Here is a 19,306-nt window from a genome sequence, read left to right as displayed (position 1 = left end):
AAAGGAGAGAATGAACGATGATTTGGAAATTATCCATGACAGGTATAAAAAGTCGATTACGAGATTATATGATTCTCTTCTCAGGTCTAGCTGTTGCCTCAGCCATTTTTTATATGTTTCAAAGTATTGCCACAAATAAAGCCTTTTTAGAAAGTAGTAACACAGTCAAAATGGCGGCTGTCATTTTTCAATTTGGGACAGTATTATTAGGTATTATCACAGTAGTGTACATTTTATATGCGAATTCCTTTTTGATGACATTACGGCAAAAAACGTATGCGATGCTCATGATGTTAGGAGCAAAAACGAAAAAAATTGCTCAAATCATTTTTTTAGAAACATTTATCATAGGAATCGCGGCAACCTTTATTGGGACTCTTGTTGGAATTGGATTAACATCTCTTGTTAATTCCTTATTGGTTAATCAACTGGATATCACAGTGCAGCATTTTTCACCGTTTAATGTATCAGCGATGATTTGGACATTTGTTTTCTTTGGCATACTATTTATTGTTACAGCCTTTATTAACGCAGGTTCTATCGTTAAAAAACCTATTTTGCAATTACTAAAAGAACAAACAATGCCAAAAACATTGAAAATCAGACCAATATTACTGTTTTTAGAAACAGTCATAGGGATTATCAGTTTAGGAATTGGCTACTATATGTTAGCACATATTAATAAATATCAATTATTTGGTATTGCTATCGCTTTGGTCACAATAGTATTAGGAAGCTATTTACTATTTCATGCGATTGCGATTTTTGTATTAAGTATCTTAAAAAGTATAGATGCTATTTCTATGAAAAAACTAAATAATTTTACCTTATCACAATTAACTTTCCGAATTCGTGATTACACACAAATTTTAACAATGGTGGCGATTTTGTTTGCCATGGCAATGGGTGCCATTACTGTTGGTTTAGGTTTTAGAAGCCAAACACTTGATTCAACAAATAAAGCAGCAACATATGATTTGGTGCTAAACAATGCACAAAAAATAGACAAAACACAAATTAATCAGTTAAATCCAACGGTAAATGATAGTTACAGTCAAAAAGAAGATGATAAGACGTTATACTATAATGAAGAACAGTTTAATGAACGTCCTCTTCAAAATAAAGACTATCAAACTCAAAAAGTGATAAGCTATACTGGTCAGGATATGTTAAATGATCCGAATATTTTGGAAAATTTAAGATGGTATGGCACACCAGAACAACAAGCTAAAGACATTAAATTGGTTTCAGCAGAAGATTTTAATCAATTAGATTTACCAGAAGCAAGTTTGGAACTAGTCAGTGTCTCTAATTTCAAAGAGAGTCTTCTTCAAATTAAAAAGTTGGTAGAAGAAAACACAGCAAATAATCCAAGCTTAGCTACAGGTGATGGATTTAATCAAACGGCACAAAAATATGTGATGTATCAAATATCCAATTCTCTCTATTCTGGTTTCCAATTTATGGGATTCTTTTTAGGATTAGCATTTCTGACTATGCTAGCAAGTTGTTTAATGTTTAAAATTTTATCTTCTGCTAATACAGACAAAGCACGATTCCAAATGTTACGAAAAATCGGGACAAGACCATCACTTCTTAAAGGAGCTGTGAGAAAAGAAATCGGTGTATTATTCTTATTGCCAGGTATTTTAGGTGTGATTCATGTATTGTTTGGCTTGCAAATGTTTAAAGAATTAATGAGTGATCCATATCATGGTATTTGGATTCCTTTTTCAATCTTTATCTTCTTGTATGCTATTTATTATGTTTTAACAGTTGTGATATATAGCAGCATTGTGTTACCAAAAGAAAATAATTAAAAAAAGGGTTAATCACTAACTTTGGTGGTTAACTCTTTTTTAATATCATGTTTTAACTTAAATAGAAAGAATTAATTAGCCGTTAATTTATTTATTTTATAAAAAAATTAACTATAAACAGAAAATTATATAAATATGTTCGTTTTTAAATTGAAAAAAATTTGAAAAATTGATATGATATCAAAGTAATAAAAAACCATATAATTCTAGTAATACGGTCTAGGAGTTTCTACAAGTTACCCGTAAAGTAACTTACTTTGGCAAATGAATGTTATTATTCTGCCAGTATGAGTTTTTTTACTAATAGGAGGAATAGTAAATGAAGGAAAAGATTGATCACTATTTTGGGATCACAAAATCAGGTTCTACTTTTAAACGCGAGTTTACAGGAGGATTAACAGCGTTTTTTGCGATGTCGTATGTTATTTTTGTTAATCCAATTATTTTAGGACAAGCAGGAATGCCAAAAGATGCTGTCTTTATGTCGACGATTTTGTCTTCTGCCATTGCGATGTTGGTCATGGGATTATGGGCGAAATTTCCGTTAGGTCTAGCACCTTGTATGTCAATGAATGCTTTTTTTGCTTATTCAGTTGTCTTGCAAATGGGAAAATCATGGCAAGAAGCATTAGCCTCAGTGTTAGTAGCCTCGATTCTATTTTTAATGTTGGCTTTTTCTGGGGCACGCTCCAAAATTATTAAAGCTATTCCATCAAATGTTAAACAAGCAGGGACAGTTGGTTTGGGTATCTTTATTGCCTTTGTCAGCTTTAAAAATTCAGGTATTATCGTGCCAGATGATGGCATGTTTATTACATTTGGTGGGTTTTCTAATCCCAATGTGATTATTGCTTTCTTTGGTATTATCACAGCCGCTTTTTTCTTAGTTAGAAAAAATCAATATGCCGTGTTTTTAGGAATGATTGGAGCCGCAGTATGTGGGTTGTTTATTCGATTCGGCGCATCAATGAACTGGTTTAATTTAAGTGCAGATGTTGTGGCAACCTTACCTCAATTACCAAAAGGCTCACCAGTTGTCATTCCAACTGAGCCAATGAATGCCATGATGAATGATACGTTTATGGTTGCAGTAAAAAATTTAGATAAAATGTTATCATTAGATTCTATTGTTATTATTTTGACCTTTTTATTTTTAGATTTCTTCGGGACAGCGACAACACTTTCTGCAGCTGCAACACAAGTATCTGATATTAAACAAGAAAGTTTTGAAGATAATAAACGCATTTATAGTGCAGACGCATTAGGTACGTTCTTTGGTTCTATCCTGGGTACATCAAGTTTATCAACTTATATCGAATCTGTCTCAGGGATAATCGCTGGAGCTAGAACTGGTTTGATGAGTGTGATTGTTGCTGGACTCTTTTTATTATCTGCTTTCTTTTATCCAGTCTTATCTCTTGTCACCACTGCAGTAACAACTCCGGCCATGGTTGTGATTGGAATTTTTATGATGCAAAATATCACAGGTATCGATTGGGATGGAGGGTTTGAAGAAGTCATCCCAGCCTTTTTAACCATTGTCATGATGCCATTAACTGGATCAATTGCTTTAGGGCTAGTATTAGGATTTTTATCTTATGAATTGTGTATGATTTTTGCTGGACGTATGAAAGAAATACCAACAGTGATGCATTTTATTACAGTTATTTCTGTTTTATATTTATTTACAATATAATAAACATTCCTCCTATCTTAATTTGCAAGATAGGAGGAATGTTTTATTTTGTGTAAATAGAAATGCGTGCTTTATCTACTGTTGGATGAAGGATTTCTTTGATTAAGGCATCAGCATAACCTTTGTAATTAATATAACTTTCCCCACTATCGTTAGTCGTTAAAATTTCACCGGAAACAGCATAATTTTCAGATTCTTCTCCATCAACTTGGAAATCAGCAGCTGGTGACATATACCCAGTGAACATCATCAGCTTTTCTCAAGATATCCAGTCCATCACTCATACTGTTAACCAGTAATTTAAATTCTTCTGGAAATTCTGGTGTGTCTTTAAGTTGCAGGGTTTTCGAATCATCTGTATATAAACTTCCAGTGCCACCGCGTGTTGAATATGAACTAACAGATGTTGGTTATAGTCTCTCATTTGTTTTAACTAGCCTGTCAGAGTGGGGAGAGATTATAAACTCATTCAACAGACTAAACCATTTGATGGCTAAACCTTTTTATAATAAAAGATACAATACTTATTATCAATAATAAGAGACCTATGATATAAAAATAGATTAGATATGGAGAATCGCTTCCTGCTATATCTAGGATTCCTTTTAAAACAAAGCCATTTACAATTGATGCAATTCCCATGTTATATAAATTAAAAGCAAAACGATTAGATAAAGTGTGTAAAGGACGGTTGAGAATCATAAGAAAACTACCACAAATTAAAGGGAGTATCCAAATGAACTGAAGACTAGCTGAGATAACTCCATGACCAAATTTATGATAAATAAATTGAAATACAAATAAGAAAACACTACTTAAACCATACATTAATATTGCTTTTTTAGTTGACATAAAATCTACCTTTCTATTATGAACCAATATATAAAATATCACTGACCGAGCGCTCGTTTCCGCCCTTTGCGCCACCCACTGTTTGATTAATGACTTTTCCGTTAAAGTATAAAGTAGATGACCCACCACCATCTAAGTTATATGCTGTTTTTGCCCCTAGTGATTTAAATTGCTCTGCTAGTTGATATAGTGAGAGACCTTTACTGTCATCTGTTCTTCCTTCTGATACTATGATGACATAGTGATTTGTATCAATTTGTCCAATGGCTGTTCTAGGGTTACTAGCCATTGATTGTCCTACTTCTTTGTCTTCTGAAACGCTCAATTGATTATTTTCTATTAAAGATGGTCCAAATGAAAGAACTTGCCAAGCACCATTATCTAGTAAAGATTGAGCGGTGGTATCAGATTCATTAATGATTGAAAAGTTTCCATCATTATCAATAACTAAATCTTGTTGGTCAGAGCTATTGGCAACATCTCTATAAAGAACGCCATTTCTTATGACATATCCAGTACTACGAAAACCGTAAAAATCTCCATTTATAGCTAGAATTGCTTGATTATTTTCTGCCATTGTCGAAGTTTTCTCAGTGATATTTCTACCATATGTGTTATTCGCTAAAGCGGATTTTAAAAATTTTGGGTCACTAACTTTGATATCTACAATATATACATTAGTATCATCCGCATAATCTTTTTTAATATTAAGTTGAACATTTTCATCAGAATAGCTTGTATCAGTTATGGTTGGTTCAGTCGTTTTGCTTATATTCTGTGTGACTTGTGAACTCTCAGTTTTTTGTGTTTGCGTGACAGTAGTACCCACTTCAGGTAGATAAAATGCTTTTAGTAAAACAAAAGAATCAGCCCCAATCAAACTCATCATAGTTAGTAAAAGCCAGCTATATTTTTTTCTGAATAATTTTTTCATAATCTTCCTCCTATAAGTCTGTCAGTTAAAAACAAATCGTTTTTGTATACTAAAACTAATAAAAAATAATGTGCCATCCACTAATAATTTGCAAATGAGAATAGACTGTAATAAATGACTTAGCATCATAACACCTAGCCAGCTAAAAAGTAACTGACAGCTAAATAATAGAACATACTTACTCAGTGATTTTTGAACTCTCTTTTGATCTTTAAAGACATATTTCCTATTTAACTGAAAATTAAATAGTCCAGATAAAACTCTAGATCCTATGGTAGCGACAAGTAACATAAAAGGATGACTGCCAAATAAAGTAGCTAAAATTAAAAATGATAGAACATCAATCAAAGCCGAAGATAGCGATGAAATTAAAAATTGTAACAATGGACGGTAGACAAGATAAGAATCCCGGATAGCTCTAAAATGAGAGTGTTCATTATTATTCTCATAAATTGTTTCAATAGGTAGAATGTCCATTGTATAGCCATCTTTTACTAAATCAATTAATTGATTCATTTCGTATTCAAAACGATTTCCTGGTATGTTAAGTAAGTCTGGTATCATGTTGGAATGAAAGCCTCGTAAACCTGTTTGAGTATCCTCTAATTTAATACCAGAGGAAAGATAGTAAATGAAAGAGGTCAGACGATTACCATAATAACTCTTAGTAGGTGTTGTTTGTTTATCAAAATGTCGCACACCTAATAGTAGAACATCTGATGGCAAGTATTCCATACGTTGTATCATGCGTTTGATATCATCAATGCTATGTTGGCCGTCTCCATCAGCAGTAACAATATGACTTGTTGGATAGAGTTCCTGAATGTATTTAAATCCATATTTCAGAGCATATCCTTTTCCGTGGTTTATTGGATAACTAAGAACTGTGATTCCCATTAAAGTGAGTTGTTGGAATTTTTCTTTATATAGCTCACCAGAGCCATCATCTACTACAAAAATAGGAAATGGTTCCTGTGTTAGTTTTTTCATAAACCCAATTGTTTTATCAGTCGGTTCAAAAATTGGAATTAGAACAATAGAATTCATAATTATCGCCTCCAGTAGTTAGGTTATAATTAAGTATAAATATTAAACTTAAAAGAGGCTTAAAGTTAATTAATGATGAAATATATTTGATGGAATAATAAAAGTGTTGGATTGTAAGTAAAATCTTTTTATTTGTTTACTATATATAGGTTTATAACCTTAAAATGACATAAGTAATTTGGTTAATTTATGAAATATTTTAGAAAAGAACATTTTCATAATATAAAAGAGCTGAAAACAATTACTGTTTTCAGCTCTTTTATATTATTCTTTTATAGGTATTCCTTTATAAAAACTAGCGATAATAGGTGATTTTCTAGCAATAAATTCAGCAGAAGAATTCGCAGTAGTGAGTATATAAGTCGCATCATCATTGATGTTAGGCCAAATGGATTGGCCATATTCATCTAACGTCGTGATTCTATCTGTCATTAATCCTAAAAGTTGTGTTAAGTCTTCTTGATTTTTTACATTGAATAACTCGCCTAAACGTGCCATTTTTTCTTGAAGTGAGCCATCACCATAAGGAGACCAACAATCATAAATATTATCACAACCTAAATGAACCTTTACGCCATATGAAAGTAATTCCATAATCGGTGGGATAGTATTTGGGGTAATTGGCACACTGGTTACAATATGTACACTCTGTTCAGCTAGATCTGTAAAGACCTGTTTTCTTTCTTCTCCAACAAAATCATTTAAACCAAATGCATGGCTGATAAATACGTTATCTTGCATATGATATTTTTTTGTTAATCGAATGATTTCCTTAATGGTGTTTTTTTCTGCCTCTTGTTTATCATGAACATGAATGTCAATGCCAACGTGATAGGTGGTAGCCAAACGAAATGTTTCAGCTAATGACGCTTTGTAGTCTCCATCTAGTGAATAAGGATCTACACCACCAACGAAATTAGCTCCCTTTTTTAGAGATTCTTCAATTAGCTGACTACTGTTTGATCTAAGTAATCCATGTTGTGGAAAAGCTACGATGTCAATAGGGGATATTAACTTGCTTTCTTAAATCAACAATAGCATCAAAGTAACGAAGTTCAGTGGCGGGCTCGATATCAATATGTGAGCGAAACGATGTGACACCGTTTGTCACTTCAAGTTGATATAAAATATTAGCACGTTCACTAATAGTTTTGTTTAAACTATCTAAAATGGGGATTTCTGTTTCAAACCGTTCGACAAGGTTTTTGGCTTGAGTTACAGGAGTCCAAGGAGTTCCTAACTTACTTTTACCAAGATGATAGTGTTTTCCAACCAATCCAGGAAGAAGTAATTGATGATTAGCAACAATTATATTATTCTCAATTATTAAAGGCAACTCTTGTTGGGGGATAATATCGACAATTTTTCCATCTATAATATGAATAGCAGATAATTCTGTTTGTGTTCCTTTTACCCAGTCCTTTTCTTTGATAAAATTTGTGTCAAGTAGCACATTGGTTAACCAATAATTCATAAAATCACACTCCTTGTGATTAGTGAAACTATTTCTGTTTAAGAGTACATTAATTTTTATAAAAAGATTAATAAATACCCATTAAAAATACACCTAAATCATAAACTTGAGTTAGGTGTATAGTATAGAATTAATCTGTTTCATAGTCATTCCAAACTTTATTAGCGTAAATACTGTTAAATAAAAGTGCAACTTGTAAGGCAATTTGTGACAGATAAATTCCTAAAGAACCAATATCAGATTTTCCAGTCCATGAATTAAACGCTAATAAGGTCCAGTAAAATACATTGGCAATGTTGACAAAAATCCACAATGACCAGTTTTCTTTGTATTTAAAAATATAAAGAGTTTGGGCGATGAGGGAAATCACAAGATTGGCACTATCAATATATGGTAGTTGACCACCGAAATTTCCAATCACTAACCAACCAATTAACCAAGCAATAATACTACCAATAAATAGTAACTGTTTTGTCTTTGGCTTGAATTGATGGACAGCTTCATCATTTCCCCATAAAAACCAGCCGATGGGTTGAGAGATGACATAAATAATATTCATCACAAATGATCCATAAGCATGACTTTGCCAAGCAATATAAGTCATAGCCAGACACTGAATAATTCCAAAGAAGAAAGTAATCTTTCTTCCTTTCATTCCATAAACTAAACAAATGACACCTGCAACGCCACTAATCATACCAATTACCGAATCTGGTGAAAGTAAGAACACAATAACTTGAAGTGCTAATAATACAGACACATATTTGATTTCAAAGGGTTTCCAACCAACAAAAAGTTGATTGACTAACCAAGGCTGTTTTCTTTCAGACATGCTTACTATCCACCTCATGTAAAATTTTTAATGCTAGCTTAATTGATTTTAATTCTCCAAGAGCTACCATCTCTTCTTCGTTTACAAGATTATTCACGCCTTCGTTTAAATCTTCTTCATACAAAACAACATTATTTAAAATAGATAATGCTCGAACATTTTTTAAACTAGCTAAAACATATAGAGCACTACTTTCCATATCAGCTCCTAAAATACCAAAATGTGACCAAAATGCCTCATTCTTAGCATTATCTTCCATATAGAAACCGTCATGTGAACGAGTGATGCCAAAATTAGCTTTGGGTGCATATAATTGTGCTAAATTTAATAAAGTTTCATTTGCAATAGCAGGAAAATTACTTGGAACATATTTTTTAGTTAGTCCTTCATCTCGCACAATCCCTGTTGGAATAATCAATTCTCCTAGTAAAATACGGTGTTGCATTGCCCCGCAGCTTCCAACACGAATAATAGTATCTATCCCAATATTAATTAATTCTTCTACTACAATAGCTGTAGAAGGTGCCCCGATACCAGTGGAAACAACCAAAATAGGAGTTCCTTTATAGGTTCCTTTAATTGAAATATAGCCTCTATTTTTGCTAAGTTTTTCTACGTTTTCTAAACAAGAAGCGATGATTGTGACACGTTTAGGATCTCCCACAATAATAGCTTTTGTTAAATGATCCATTTTTTCTAATTGAATATGTGCTTGTTTTCCCATTAATTTATCCCTTTCAGTTCTTGTTTGTTGATTATGTTTTTCTATAGATAATATAATACACTAAAAAGATTGAAAGATATATTATTTTTTTGTTTATCATGAGTCAAAATAATTGCGTAATAAAAAATGAGGTGTTATTATAAAAATATAAATAAACACTTACAAAATGTAAGTTGTTAAGGAGACGATTATTGTGAAAAATTATGGAGTAATTGTAGGATCAACAAGAAAAAATTCTTATTCAGAAGCAGTGGCAAAAGCGATTGTAAAAGGTTTACCCGAAGATGCGAAAGTAACATTCATTAAAATTAGTGACTTACCTTTATATAATCAAGATCTAGATGTAGATTCACCTGTTGAGTACACAAGATTTAGAGAAGAAGTTGCTGCGCAAGATGCGTTTATTTTTGTCACACCAGAACACAATAGAAGTATTTCTGCTGCATTAAAAAATGCATTGGATGTAGCATCAAGACCATGGGGACAAAGTGTTTGGGCTGGTAAGCCAGCTCTAGTAGCTTCTCAATCAATTTCTGGCATATCAGGTGTACTAGCACATCACATTTTAAGACAGTCGTTAGTATTTTTAGATATGCCAACCATGCAACAACCAGAATTATACATTGGTCATTCTGATCAATTATTTGATGAAAATCTAGAACCAACAAATGATTCAACAAAAGAATTTTTAGCAAGTGCAGGAAAACAGTTTAGTGAGTTTGCAGCAAAATTTGCTTAGTTAAAGAAAAATGAACTATCATAGTCAAATGACTGTGATAGTTTTTTTATTGTCTTTAAGGGTGGTGTTGTGTCATAAAAATATATGGAAACATCTAAAATGATATTTGTACATCAATGCTAATACCATCAATTACCATTCTGTTTATTTTACCTCTTGTATCGTATTCGGTTGTAGATGAAGAATCTATTACTATGATAGTCATAAAAAAATATTAGATAACCTTACCACAGTGAGATAGGCTATCTAATAAAGGAATATTTTAAATAGGTTTTCGTTCAAAAGCATCTGTACTGATTCCTTGATTTAATACAGATTTAGCCCATTCTTTTGCAGAAAATAAAGAATGATCTTTGTAATTTCCGCAACTTTTAGCATCAGTTCCTTGAACATCTTCCCAAGAAATTTCTTCTACAATTTGAGTTAATGTTTCTTTTAACGCTTTTGCTACAACATCAGCAGGGTAGCTATCCCAAACAATTAAATGAAACCCAGTACGACAACCAAATGGTGAAATATCAATGATACCATCTAAACGATCTCTTAATAAATCTGCTAGTAAGTGCTCTAAAGTGTGGATAGCGCCTGTTGGCATTTCTCCTTTATTGGGTTGAACAAATCGTAAATCATAATTTGTAATGGAATCTCCTTTTTGTCCATGTTCAGTTGTAATTACTCGAACATATGGTGCAATAACTTTGTTATGGTCTAAGGTGAAACTTTCTACTTCTGCCATTTAAATCATTCCTTTCAGTATTATAAAAAAGTAGTTTTATTAGAGATATCTCAAGGATAACCTTTTTTTAGACCGTGTCAATAAGTGATATAAAACAAATTTTAATAAAAACCATTTTAGAAAATATAACTCAATTTTTTAATAATAATTAGTTGACAATATAAAAAATGTCTGATATTGTTACAAAATGTAAAACGTAATAATTACGATTTAAAATAAAAAGTGAGGTAGATTAAGGATAATGAAAAAGAAAATATTGTTAGGTATAGCACTTATAGCAATTGGCGGGATTATGGGAGCATGCTCTTCTGAAAAAAAAGTAGAAAAACATTCTGATAAATTAAAAGTGATGACCACATTTTATCCTATGTATGAATTTACAAAAGAAGTTGTAGGAGATGAGGGAGAGGTTGACATGCTTGTATCAGCAGGTGTTGAAGCACATGACTTTGAACCTTCTGCTAAAGATTTAAAGAAAATACAAGATAGCGATGTGTTTGTTTACAATAATGAAAACATGGAAACATGGGTTCCGTCTATTCAATCAGTATTAAAAGATGGAGGTGTTCATGAAATTAAAGCAACTGAAAACATGGTACTTCTTCCTGGGAATGAAGAAGAGGAGCATGATCATTCTGAAGAAGGGCACTCTCATTCTCATGAGTTAGACCCTCATGTTTGGTTGGCACCAAATTTAGCGATGAAAGAAGTAGAAGAAATTAGAGATCAGTTAATTAAAAACTATCCAGATAAAAAAGAAGTATTTACCACTAATGCATCAAAATATTTGGAAAAATTAGCTAAATTAGATACAAATTATAAAAATACATTGAATGATGCTAAGCAAAAAAGTTTTGTCACACAACATGCGGCTTTTGGTTATTTAGCGTTAGAGTATGGGTTAAAACAAGTACCCATATCTGGATTATCACCTGATGAAGAACCGTCTCCAGCGAGGTTGGTAGAATTAAATAAATTTGTTAAAGACAACGATATTAAACACATTTATTTTGAATCTAATGCAACAGACGCGATTGCTAAAACATTGGCTAAAGAAACAGGTGTGGAATTATTGGTATTAAATCCTTTAGAGGGGCTGAGTAAAAAAGAAATTGAAAATGGTGAAAATTATGTCACTGTTATGGAAAAAAATCTAGAGTCTTTAAGTAAAACAACAGGGGTGTCATCTACTAAAATAGTTTCAGATGATAAAAACAAAAAAACAATTCAGACAGGTTACTTTGAAGATAGTCAGATACAAAATAGACCATTGTCAAATTGGAGTGGTGAGTGGCAATCTGTTTATCCATTATTAAAAAATGGCACTCTAGATCAAGTGTTTGATTATAAAGCAAAAATGAAACAAGATAAATCAGCACAAGAGTATAAAAAATACTATGAAACAGGGTATAAAACAGATATTAAAGAAATTGATATAACGGACTCAATGATGACGTTTATTAACGATGATGGAAAGAAAATGGGTTCTGAATATAAATATGTTGGGTATAAAGTATTGACCTATGAAAAAGGTAACCGAGGTGTAAGATACTGTTTCGAAGCAACGGATCCAAGCAATGGTGCATTTAAATATGTGCAGTTTAGTGACCACGAAATTACAGATACAAAAGTAGCTCATTTCCACCTTTATTTTGGCAATGACAGTCAAGAAGCTTTATATAAAGAGTTAGAGAATTGGCCAACTTACTATCCAAAAGAATTGACAGGAAAACAAGTAGCTCAAGAAATGATAGCACACTAGAGAAGAAAGGAAGACAGATATGAGGACACCAATTATTTTAGAATGTGTGGAAACAAAAGAAAGATTGTATTTAACAAGTAAAAATAAACGTAATACACCTGATAGGTTAGAATTAAAAAAATATTCCCCTAAACTTAGAAAACATGTGATGTTTAGAGAAATTAAAAAATAAGGAGATAAAGAGCATTGGCAAAAAAATCAAAAATAGCAAAATACAATAAACAAAAGAAATTAGTTGCAGAGTACGCAGAACTGAGACAAGAATTAAAGGCTAATAAAGATTATGAAGGATTGAGGAAATTACCAAAAGAGTCTAATCCTAATCGCTTGAAATTAAGAGATGAGATAGATGGTCGCCCAAGAGCTTACATGCGTAAATTTGGTATGTCACGTATTAATTTTAGAGAGTTGGCACATAAAGGACAAATACCAGGCGTTAAAAAAGCAAGTTGGTAATAAGAAAGTAGGAGGACATTAGACAATGGCAGTACCTAAACGAAAAACATCAAAAGCATCAAAGCGAACAAGAAGAACACATCAAAAAGCATCTTCTAATGCAGTGTCATATGATTCTGTATTAGGAGTGTATAAAAGAAGTCATTATATTTCACCTGATGGGTATTATAAAGGGAGAAAAGTCATCGATTAGGAGGGGAATAAAATGAACATAATTTATCCTCCTCTTGTGGAAGATAGTTTATCATATTACTTTTACGATAAAGAGATTGATTTACAAGATAAGGTAGATATGTATCAGTCAATGCTATCAGCTGGAGTCATTGATGAGTACGGACTTCCAACAAAAGAGGCCTTAGAAAAAGGATGGGTAAAAGATTTTTATGAGGAAGAAAATCTATCATTTGAGGAATTTTTGAATCTATATCCTATATTTTGCTCTTATGATAAAAATAAGTTTCAGTTAATTGACGGGTTTTGGGAAATTAGCCATTCTTTTAAAGAACAATTAATTAAGGAAATAAAATCGGAAAAAATGGGGTATGATGCTATACTACAAATTACCGAATACTTATCAGAAAGGTAGAGTCTTATGGGAATACCAATAACAATTATTTCCGGATTTTTAGGTTCAGGAAAAACAACGCTTATCAATCAAGTGATAAAAGGAAGTGGATTATCACCTGATGAAATTATTATCATAGAAAATGAGTTTGGTGAAGAAGGAATTGATCATGAATTACTTATTCACTCAAAAGAAAATATTGTTCAAATGAATGGTGGTTGTATTTGCTGTAGTTTAAGGGGAGACTTGTTAAATGCATTAACAGCGACATTAGATGTGTTTGTTAAACAAGGCTATCCCATCAAACAAGTCATCATAGAAACCAGTGGGATATCAGATCCACAGCCGATTATTCAAACGATTGTAGCAACGCCTAATTTACAACCTTATTTCTATTTAGATAGTGTGATAGGTGTGATAGATGCAGAGAATATTGAAGAGAATTTAAAACATCATGAAGCAATGAAACAAATCGTCATGTCAGATCGGTTATTGATTTCTGAAAAAGGAGTAACGAATCTAGAGAGTATCAATCAAATCAAACAACAAATGAAGGAAGTTAATCCATTAGCTGATAGTCATGTGTTTTCTCTAAATAATGCAAAAGAGGAATTAGCTAAATTAGTATTAAATAATCAATTATTTAGTCAATCAGTTGACAATAGTCATGATGAACATCACCATCATCATCATGACTTTGAGTCATTTATCATAGAAGCTGAAGGCAGTATAAAAGAAAGTTTATTACATAATTGGTTGTCTTGGTTAATGATGAATTATCAGGATTCAATTTTTAGAATGAAGGGATTTTTGAATGTTGCCGGTCAGGATTTTCAAACAGAAATTCAAGGAGTTAATCAACTGTTAAACTTTAATTTGACTAATAGATTAACAGAAACTTATTGTAATAAATTAGTTATCATTGGTAAGAATATTGATAAAAATGAAATTAGCGAGGCTTTTCAGCTAGTACTCGCAAAATCAAAAGAAGGGATGTCGTAAATGGAAAAAACAGATGTATCAAGTGCATATAGAAGATTAAGTAGTCCTAATATCAAAACAAAAAAACGTGCATTAAAAATTATTAAAGAAGCTAAACGAAGTAAGCGTAGTAAATAGAGAGAAACGTCTTGAGAATATCAAGGCGTTTTGTATGTGATAATAATTCTTAATTGTAAAATTCAAAAAATATAGATTTGTTCATAAAATTAGTTATTTTAAGTGGATGGTAGGATTCGAACCTACACCTCAGTAAATAGAGACTAATCGGTTGAGTAGTTTCTTTGAGTTATAACACCAGGTTCACCCACGAGATTAATTGATAAGATAATTGTATCTATTATATAGGGGAAAGTTACTCCGTCAAAAGTATGATATTGAATCTACTCTTAGTTGTACCATAAATTGGTTAATGTTTATCCAGTTTGTGGTATTTTAGTTTGTCAGTATGTTTATTATACTAGGCTTATAGATGAGATAAACACAACAAAAGTTGCCGCTGATGTTAGTGTGATAATTATCGTTAAATCTATCTTCCTCCTAATAGAAGAATAGAAAAAAAGGCACCTACAGTTACTCCCTTTTCTGTAGGTGCCTTTTTTATATTAAAACCATAGACCAATAAAAAATAGAACGACTTGAGATGAAGCAATCATACCTAGATTTTTAATGGCTAATGGAAATGTTTTTATTTTGACTTGTTCTTTCGAGTAAATTAACGTGTTTTTCCAGATTTTTGGAAAAATAATCCAAATACCAAGTAAAGTGATAGGAACAATATGTAATATCACACCAATTGTAGCAAAGACAAATGATAAAATAACTAGTGTTTTAAATAAAGTGACAGCTCGTTTTTTACCAATATAGAAAACGAGTGTATGACGATTATTTAAAATATCTTCTTCCATGTCACATGTATTGTTAGCTAGCATCAAGTTCGAGATAGCTAAAGCAGTAGGTAATGATAAGATAGCCACATTTATAATAAAGTTCCAATTAAATGGTACAATATCAAATAGATTGAGATAAACACAAATTAAAGGAATGACAATACCCATTGTAATTCCAGATGTGATTTCACCAACTGGTAAACTTGAGAGAGGTTTTGGACCAGCAGAATAACTAATTCCAATAAAATAGCTAAACATCCCTAACCATAAAATAATCCAACTTGTTTGTGAGGCAAGATATATACCGATGATGGCAGAGATTGCAATTAACCCAATCATCATGTTTCTTACAAGAGTGAGTGATAAATTTTCTCGCCCGATAATATTGGTTTCTTCTTTATAGTCGTGCGCATCAGTCGCATTATGGTAGTCCATGTAGTTATCTAATATATCGACAGCCATATTGAATAGTAGCATTGATATAAAAAATAAGAGCATATACATTGGTTTGACTTGTTGATAGTGGTACCATGAATATAAAAATCCCATAATAAATGGGAAAACACTCGCAGCTTTTGCTTTAAGCTCGATTAATTCGGCAAATACTTTAAAATTCATTCGTAAACTCCTTCACATTTTATCCACTGTTTATTATACTGTTAGAGTAGGTATTTTTCAAAAATGAATGATTGAAAATTGTTCATTGCTTAATTATTGTACATTATATGATTTTATAGGAGGCCGCTATGACTGTTCATCCACTGTGGGAAATGTATCCTGCTGTCCAAAAAGAATTGATTGAAACCAAGCGTGTCATGGAAAAGTCAGTTAAAATTAGAAATAAAGAAATCACGGAAACACTGCAATTATTTTTTGATGCTGGTGGAAAATTATTACGTCCAGCATATTTTTTATTATTTTCAAAATTCGGTACGATAGAATCAGATAAGAAACGTTACCGTATGGCAGCCTCGCTTGAAATTTTGCACGTTGCAACGCTTGTTCATGATGATATTATCGATGATTCACCTGTACGTCGCTCAATGCCGTCAGTGCAAGCTTTATATGGTCAAGATATCGCAGTTTATACGGGAGATTTTTTATTTACAGTGTATTTTCATTTATTGTCAAATGCGACAAGTGATTTAAAAACTATCGCGTTAAATGCCCAAAGTATGAAACGTATTTTAGTTGGGGAGTTAGATCAAATGAATTTACGCTATAATACAGATATTACAGTGAAACAATATTTTCAACATATTAAAGGTAAAACGGCTCAGTTATTTGAATTTTCTTGCTATGAAGGAGCGCATTATGCTCATGCTCCTAAGACAATTCAATTACAGGCTAAACGAATTGGGTATAATATTGGAATGGCATTTCAAATTATGGATGATATTCTTGATTATAAATCGACAGAAGAAGACATGCAGAAACCTGTTTTTGAAGATATGAAAAATGGCTATTACACGTTACCACTTATTTTAGCAATGAATGAAAATCGTGTAGCATTTTTACCTTATCTAGAGAAGAAGACAGAGTTATCAAATCATGAAATGAAAGAAGTGCAACAATTAATCGAAAAGTATAAAGGCATAGAAAAAGCTGAAATGATTGCAGAGCGTTTCACTAATAAGGCTTTAACTAGTATAAAAAAATTACCAGATATTGAAGAAAAAGAAATTTTGTATCATGTGACAGAAGTATTACTTGATAGAAATAATTAAAAACATCATCTAACTTTTAAATAGGGAAAAGTTAGATGATGTTTGTTTAGTTGATTAAGTTAGTTGTAATAAACTCGCTGAAAGAGGAACCACGATGACAGTAATGACTCCCACTAGAATCATAGAAATACTTGCCATAGCTGCTTCTGTTTCACCTAGTTCAATTCCAACAGATACACCTAGTGCATGTCCAGCAGAACCAAGAGCTAATCCTTTAGCAATGGGATTATTGATGTGAAAAAATTTTAAAGCCATCTTACCAGTGGCATAAATAATGACGGCATTAAAGATAACGGCAAAAGCGGTTAAAGACACAATCCCGTTCATTGATTCAGAAATTGGAACAGCAATAGCAGTTGTTGCTGCTTGTGGTAGGAGAGAGACCATCATTTGAGGATGCATTTGAATTAGTTTTCCAACAGCGACAATGCTTGTGACAGATACTGCAGATCCTATTGTAATTGCAGCAACTATTTCCAACCAATATTTTTGCAATAAATCTCTTTTTTTGTATAGAGGAATAGCAAAAGCAATGGTTGCAGGTTCTAAGAAGAAACTGATGACTGTTCCACCTTGATTATATTGTTCGTAGTTGATACCAGTTACTTTTAAGATGATAACACCTAAAATCATAGCAACAAATAATGGGGTGAATAAGAAAAATCCTTTTGTTTTTTTGAATAAAAATGTACCAACACCAAATGCGACGAATGAAATAACAATACCAATATATGGGGTCATTATCTTTGCACCTCCTCTAATTGTTGTTTTTTAAGAAAGGCTAATTTTCTCTCTTTAGTGCCAGATTTTTCTTTAACTCCTAATAGGTAAGATGCACTCCAACCTGTAATAGCAAGAATGACAAAGGTTGCAATAAAAATGACAGCTAGGATTGGCACACCGTAAACTTTTAAGATGTCTAATGAGTTGTATAAAGAGATACCAGAAGGAACAAATAGAAAAGAAATAATACCAGTTAAACTTGTCCCTAGACCTTCAACTTGTTCTAGTTTCACAATGTTAGTGCTTAATGCGACAAATAGAAGAATTAAACCAATAACAGATGCTGGCATAGGGATGGGTAAGATGAAGGCAATTCCTTTAGAGATAAGCATAATGGCTACAAAGATAAATGCTTGATGTAAGAATGAATAAACTTTTTTTTCCATTTGTAAAACTCCTTTTCACTGATTCATTTGATAAACCTAGTATAGGAGAAAGGGATTGATTTGTGTGGCTTTTGGCGTGAAACGCAAAAATGTAAGCGTATAATACAAAAAATCACTCCCAAAATGCATGAAGCAAAAAGGAGTGATTTTATTTAAGATAAGCCAATCATTTCTTTGAATGGTTTGACGTAGGATCTGCTGACAGGTACTTTTAATCCATTATCTAGTGTGACTTGTAATGTATTATTAAACCATGGCTGAATTTCTTGGATTTTTGTTGTATTTAAAATAAAACTTCGATGCGTTTTGATAAAAATATCTGTTGGTAATCGTGTTTCGATTTTACTTAAACTACCGCTAGTTTGATAGGCTTCATTTTTTGTATGGACGCTAAGCTCTTTATCTTCAACAGAAACTAGGTAAATATCTTTTGGATGAACTAAGAAAATACGGTCCTCACCTTGTATAGGAATAGCGTCAATTGGCTCTGTTTTCTTTTTTGGAGAGGTGTCAGAAGGTTTAATGATAGAAATGGCTTTATCAAGTGCTTCGTGGACAATAGTCTCATCAAATGGTTTTAAAATATAATCCATGGCATTGACTTTAAACGCTTTTAACGCATAGTCATCGTAGGCAGTAGCGAAAATCAGATAAGGAGATTTCTTTAATTTTTTTAATTTAGTAGCTAAATCAAACCCACTTTCATCGGTCAAATGAATATCTAAAAAAATAATATCTGGTTTTTTATCCATTATTTGCTCCATTGCTTCTTCAACAGAATCAGCTTCGGCAGTGGATGAAATATTAGGATGTTGTGTCACTAAATAAGCGAGTTCCTCGCGAGCAAGAGGTTCATCATCAACAAGTAAGACATGTGTCATAAA

General features: G+C 32.2%; 23 protein-coding genes, 1 pseudogene and 1 riboswitch. Of the genes and pseudogenes, 12 read left to right on the top strand and 12 right to left on the bottom strand.

All coding sequences use genetic code 11. The features are described from left to right. The first annotated feature begins 17 nt into the window (after positions 1–17). Positions 18–1,820 carry an FtsX-like permease family protein gene (locus tag G314FT_RS01195; RefSeq protein WP_257701731.1) on the top strand — a complete coding sequence of 601 codons (1,803 nt, stop codon included), beginning with the start codon at positions 18–20 and terminating at the stop codon, positions 1,818–1,820. 176 nt (positions 1,821–1,996) lie between these two features. Continuing rightward, positions 1,997–2,098: riboswitch (purine riboswitch) on the top strand. 41 nt (positions 2,099–2,139) lie between these two features. Continuing rightward, complete coding sequence (locus G314FT_RS01190; RefSeq protein WP_257701730.1) at positions 2,140–3,516, top strand: NCS2 family permease; 1,377 nt, start codon at positions 2,140–2,142, stop codon at positions 3,514–3,516. 43 nt (positions 3,517–3,559) lie between these two features. Here the strand turns inward: G314FT_RS01190 and G314FT_RS01185 are convergent, their stop codons facing one another. Continuing rightward, positions 3,560–3,766, bottom strand: coding sequence for a Rossmann-fold NAD(P)-binding domain-containing protein (locus G314FT_RS01185; protein WP_257701729.1), 207 nt, complete (start codon positions 3,764–3,766; stop codon positions 3,560–3,562). A gap of 74 nt (positions 3,767–3,840) precedes the next feature. Here G314FT_RS01185 and G314FT_RS01180 point away from each other — a divergent pair, with 74 nt between their 5' ends. Beyond that, positions 3,841–4,053 (top strand): winged helix-turn-helix transcriptional regulator, encoded by a 213-nt coding sequence (locus G314FT_RS01180; protein WP_341481162.1) that lies wholly within the window; start codon positions 3,841–3,843, stop codon positions 4,051–4,053. On the opposite strand, the gene G314FT_RS01175 is transcribed toward G314FT_RS01180, so the two are convergent. The 6 genes and pseudogenes from G314FT_RS01175 to G314FT_RS01145 form a co-directional block, all read right to left on the bottom strand. Further along, positions 3,994–4,368, bottom strand: coding sequence for a hypothetical protein (locus tag G314FT_RS01175; protein ID WP_257702581.1), 375 nt, complete (start codon positions 4,366–4,368; stop codon positions 3,994–3,996). The genes G314FT_RS01180 and G314FT_RS01175 overlap by 60 nt on opposite strands. A 16-nt stretch (positions 4,369–4,384) precedes the next feature. Further along, positions 4,385–5,302 (bottom strand): phosphodiester glycosidase family protein, encoded by a 918-nt coding sequence (locus G314FT_RS01170; RefSeq protein ID WP_257701728.1) that lies wholly within the window; start codon positions 5,300–5,302, stop codon positions 4,385–4,387. Positions 5,303–5,323: 21 nt separating this feature from the next. After that, positions 5,324–6,349: a bifunctional glycosyltransferase family 2/GtrA family protein gene (locus G314FT_RS01165; RefSeq protein WP_257701727.1), complete on the bottom strand. Its 1,026-nt coding sequence runs from the start codon at positions 6,347–6,349 to the stop codon at positions 5,324–5,326. A gap of 264 nt (positions 6,350–6,613) precedes the next feature. Then, positions 6,614–7,823, bottom strand: a pseudogene (locus tag G314FT_RS10495) (amidohydrolase family protein). Positions 7,824–7,953: 130 nt separating this feature from the next. Further along, on the bottom strand, positions 7,954–8,655 hold the full coding sequence (gene pnuC, locus G314FT_RS01150) for a nicotinamide riboside transporter PnuC (protein ID WP_257701725.1): 702 nt from the start codon (positions 8,653–8,655) through the stop codon (positions 7,954–7,956). Beyond that, entirely contained in the window at positions 8,648–9,379 is a 732-nt protein-coding gene (locus G314FT_RS01145) for a nucleoside phosphorylase (protein WP_257701724.1), read from the bottom strand. The genes pnuC and G314FT_RS01145 overlap by 8 nt, the downstream gene beginning before the upstream one ends. A gap of 193 nt (positions 9,380–9,572) precedes the next feature. On the opposite strand from G314FT_RS01145, the gene G314FT_RS01140 reads away from it, so the two are divergent. Further along, positions 9,573–10,118 (top strand): NADPH-dependent FMN reductase, encoded by a 546-nt coding sequence (locus tag G314FT_RS01140; RefSeq protein ID WP_257701723.1) that lies wholly within the window; start codon positions 9,573–9,575, stop codon positions 10,116–10,118. Between the two features lie 262 nt (positions 10,119–10,380). Here G314FT_RS01140 and G314FT_RS01135 read toward each other — a convergent pair whose 3' ends face one another. Beyond that, positions 10,381–10,854, bottom strand: coding sequence for an S-ribosylhomocysteine lyase (locus tag G314FT_RS01135; protein WP_257701722.1), 474 nt, complete (start codon positions 10,852–10,854; stop codon positions 10,381–10,383). Between the two features lie 241 nt (positions 10,855–11,095). Here G314FT_RS01135 and G314FT_RS01130 point away from each other — a divergent pair, with 241 nt between their 5' ends. Genes G314FT_RS01130 through G314FT_RS01100 form a run of 7 tightly spaced genes read left to right on the top strand, consistent with a single transcriptional unit; the run spans position 11,096 to position 14,756 of the window. Further along, entirely contained in the window at positions 11,096–12,616 is a 1,521-nt protein-coding gene (locus G314FT_RS01130; RefSeq protein WP_257701721.1) for a metal ABC transporter solute-binding protein, Zn/Mn family, read from the top strand. 19 nt (positions 12,617–12,635) lie between these two features. After that, the gene (gene rpmG / locus G314FT_RS01125) at positions 12,636–12,788 is read left to right on the top strand and encodes a 50S ribosomal protein L33 (RefSeq protein ID WP_257701720.1); all 153 of its coding nucleotides are present in this window, start codon (positions 12,636–12,638) and stop codon (positions 12,786–12,788) included. Positions 12,789–12,802: 14 nt separating this feature from the next. After that, entirely contained in the window at positions 12,803–13,072 is a 270-nt protein-coding gene (gene rpsN / locus G314FT_RS01120) for a 30S ribosomal protein S14 (RefSeq protein WP_257701719.1), read from the top strand. A 25-nt stretch (positions 13,073–13,097) separates the two neighbouring features. Beyond that, the gene (gene rpmF / locus G314FT_RS01115) at positions 13,098–13,265 is read left to right on the top strand and encodes a 50S ribosomal protein L32 (RefSeq protein WP_257701718.1); all 168 of its coding nucleotides are present in this window, start codon (positions 13,098–13,100) and stop codon (positions 13,263–13,265) included. A 12-nt stretch (positions 13,266–13,277) separates the two neighbouring features. Further along, positions 13,278–13,658 (top strand): hypothetical protein, encoded by a 381-nt coding sequence (locus tag G314FT_RS01110; RefSeq protein ID WP_257701717.1) that lies wholly within the window; start codon positions 13,278–13,280, stop codon positions 13,656–13,658. Positions 13,659–13,664: 6 nt separating this feature from the next. Next, positions 13,665–14,639: a CobW family GTP-binding protein gene (locus G314FT_RS01105; RefSeq protein WP_257701716.1), complete on the top strand. Its 975-nt coding sequence runs from the start codon at positions 13,665–13,667 to the stop codon at positions 14,637–14,639. After that, a complete protein-coding gene (locus tag G314FT_RS01100; protein ID WP_125956413.1) occupies positions 14,640–14,756 on the top strand; it encodes a putative metal homeostasis protein in 117 nt (38 codons plus the stop codon). A 485-nt stretch (positions 14,757–15,241) separates the two neighbouring features. Here G314FT_RS01100 and G314FT_RS01095 read toward each other — a convergent pair whose 3' ends face one another. Next, positions 15,242–16,144 (bottom strand): prenyltransferase, encoded by a 903-nt coding sequence (locus G314FT_RS01095; protein ID WP_257701715.1) that lies wholly within the window; start codon positions 16,142–16,144, stop codon positions 15,242–15,244. Positions 16,145–16,272: 128 nt separating this feature from the next. Here G314FT_RS01095 and G314FT_RS01090 point away from each other — a divergent pair, with 128 nt between their 5' ends. After that, positions 16,273–17,253 carry a polyprenyl synthetase family protein gene (locus tag G314FT_RS01090; protein ID WP_257701714.1) on the top strand — a complete coding sequence of 327 codons (981 nt, stop codon included), beginning with the start codon at positions 16,273–16,275 and terminating at the stop codon, positions 17,251–17,253. A 54-nt stretch (positions 17,254–17,307) separates the two neighbouring features. Here the strand turns inward: G314FT_RS01090 and lrgB are convergent, their stop codons facing one another. The 3 genes from lrgB to G314FT_RS01075 form a co-directional block, all read right to left on the bottom strand. Next, a complete protein-coding gene (gene lrgB / locus G314FT_RS01085) occupies positions 17,308–17,994 on the bottom strand; it encodes an antiholin-like protein LrgB (RefSeq protein ID WP_257701713.1) in 687 nt (228 codons plus the stop codon). Next, positions 17,994–18,422: an antiholin-like murein hydrolase modulator LrgA gene (lrgA, locus tag G314FT_RS01080; RefSeq protein ID WP_257701712.1), complete on the bottom strand. Its 429-nt coding sequence runs from the start codon at positions 18,420–18,422 to the stop codon at positions 17,994–17,996. Before lrgA ends, lrgB begins: the two co-directional genes overlap by 1 nt. A 152-nt stretch (positions 18,423–18,574) precedes the next feature. After that, positions 18,575–19,303, bottom strand: coding sequence for a LytR/AlgR family response regulator transcription factor (locus tag G314FT_RS01075; RefSeq protein WP_257701711.1), 729 nt, complete (start codon positions 19,301–19,303; stop codon positions 18,575–18,577). Between the last annotated feature and the right edge of the window lie 3 nt (positions 19,304–19,306).

Source organism: Vagococcus luciliae, assembly GCF_024637875.1.
Taxonomy (GTDB): domain Bacteria; phylum Bacillota; class Bacilli; order Lactobacillales; family Vagococcaceae; genus Vagococcus; species Vagococcus luciliae.
Note: the sequence above shows the minus strand (reverse complement) of the source record. Positions and strands in the feature narration are given on the sequence as shown.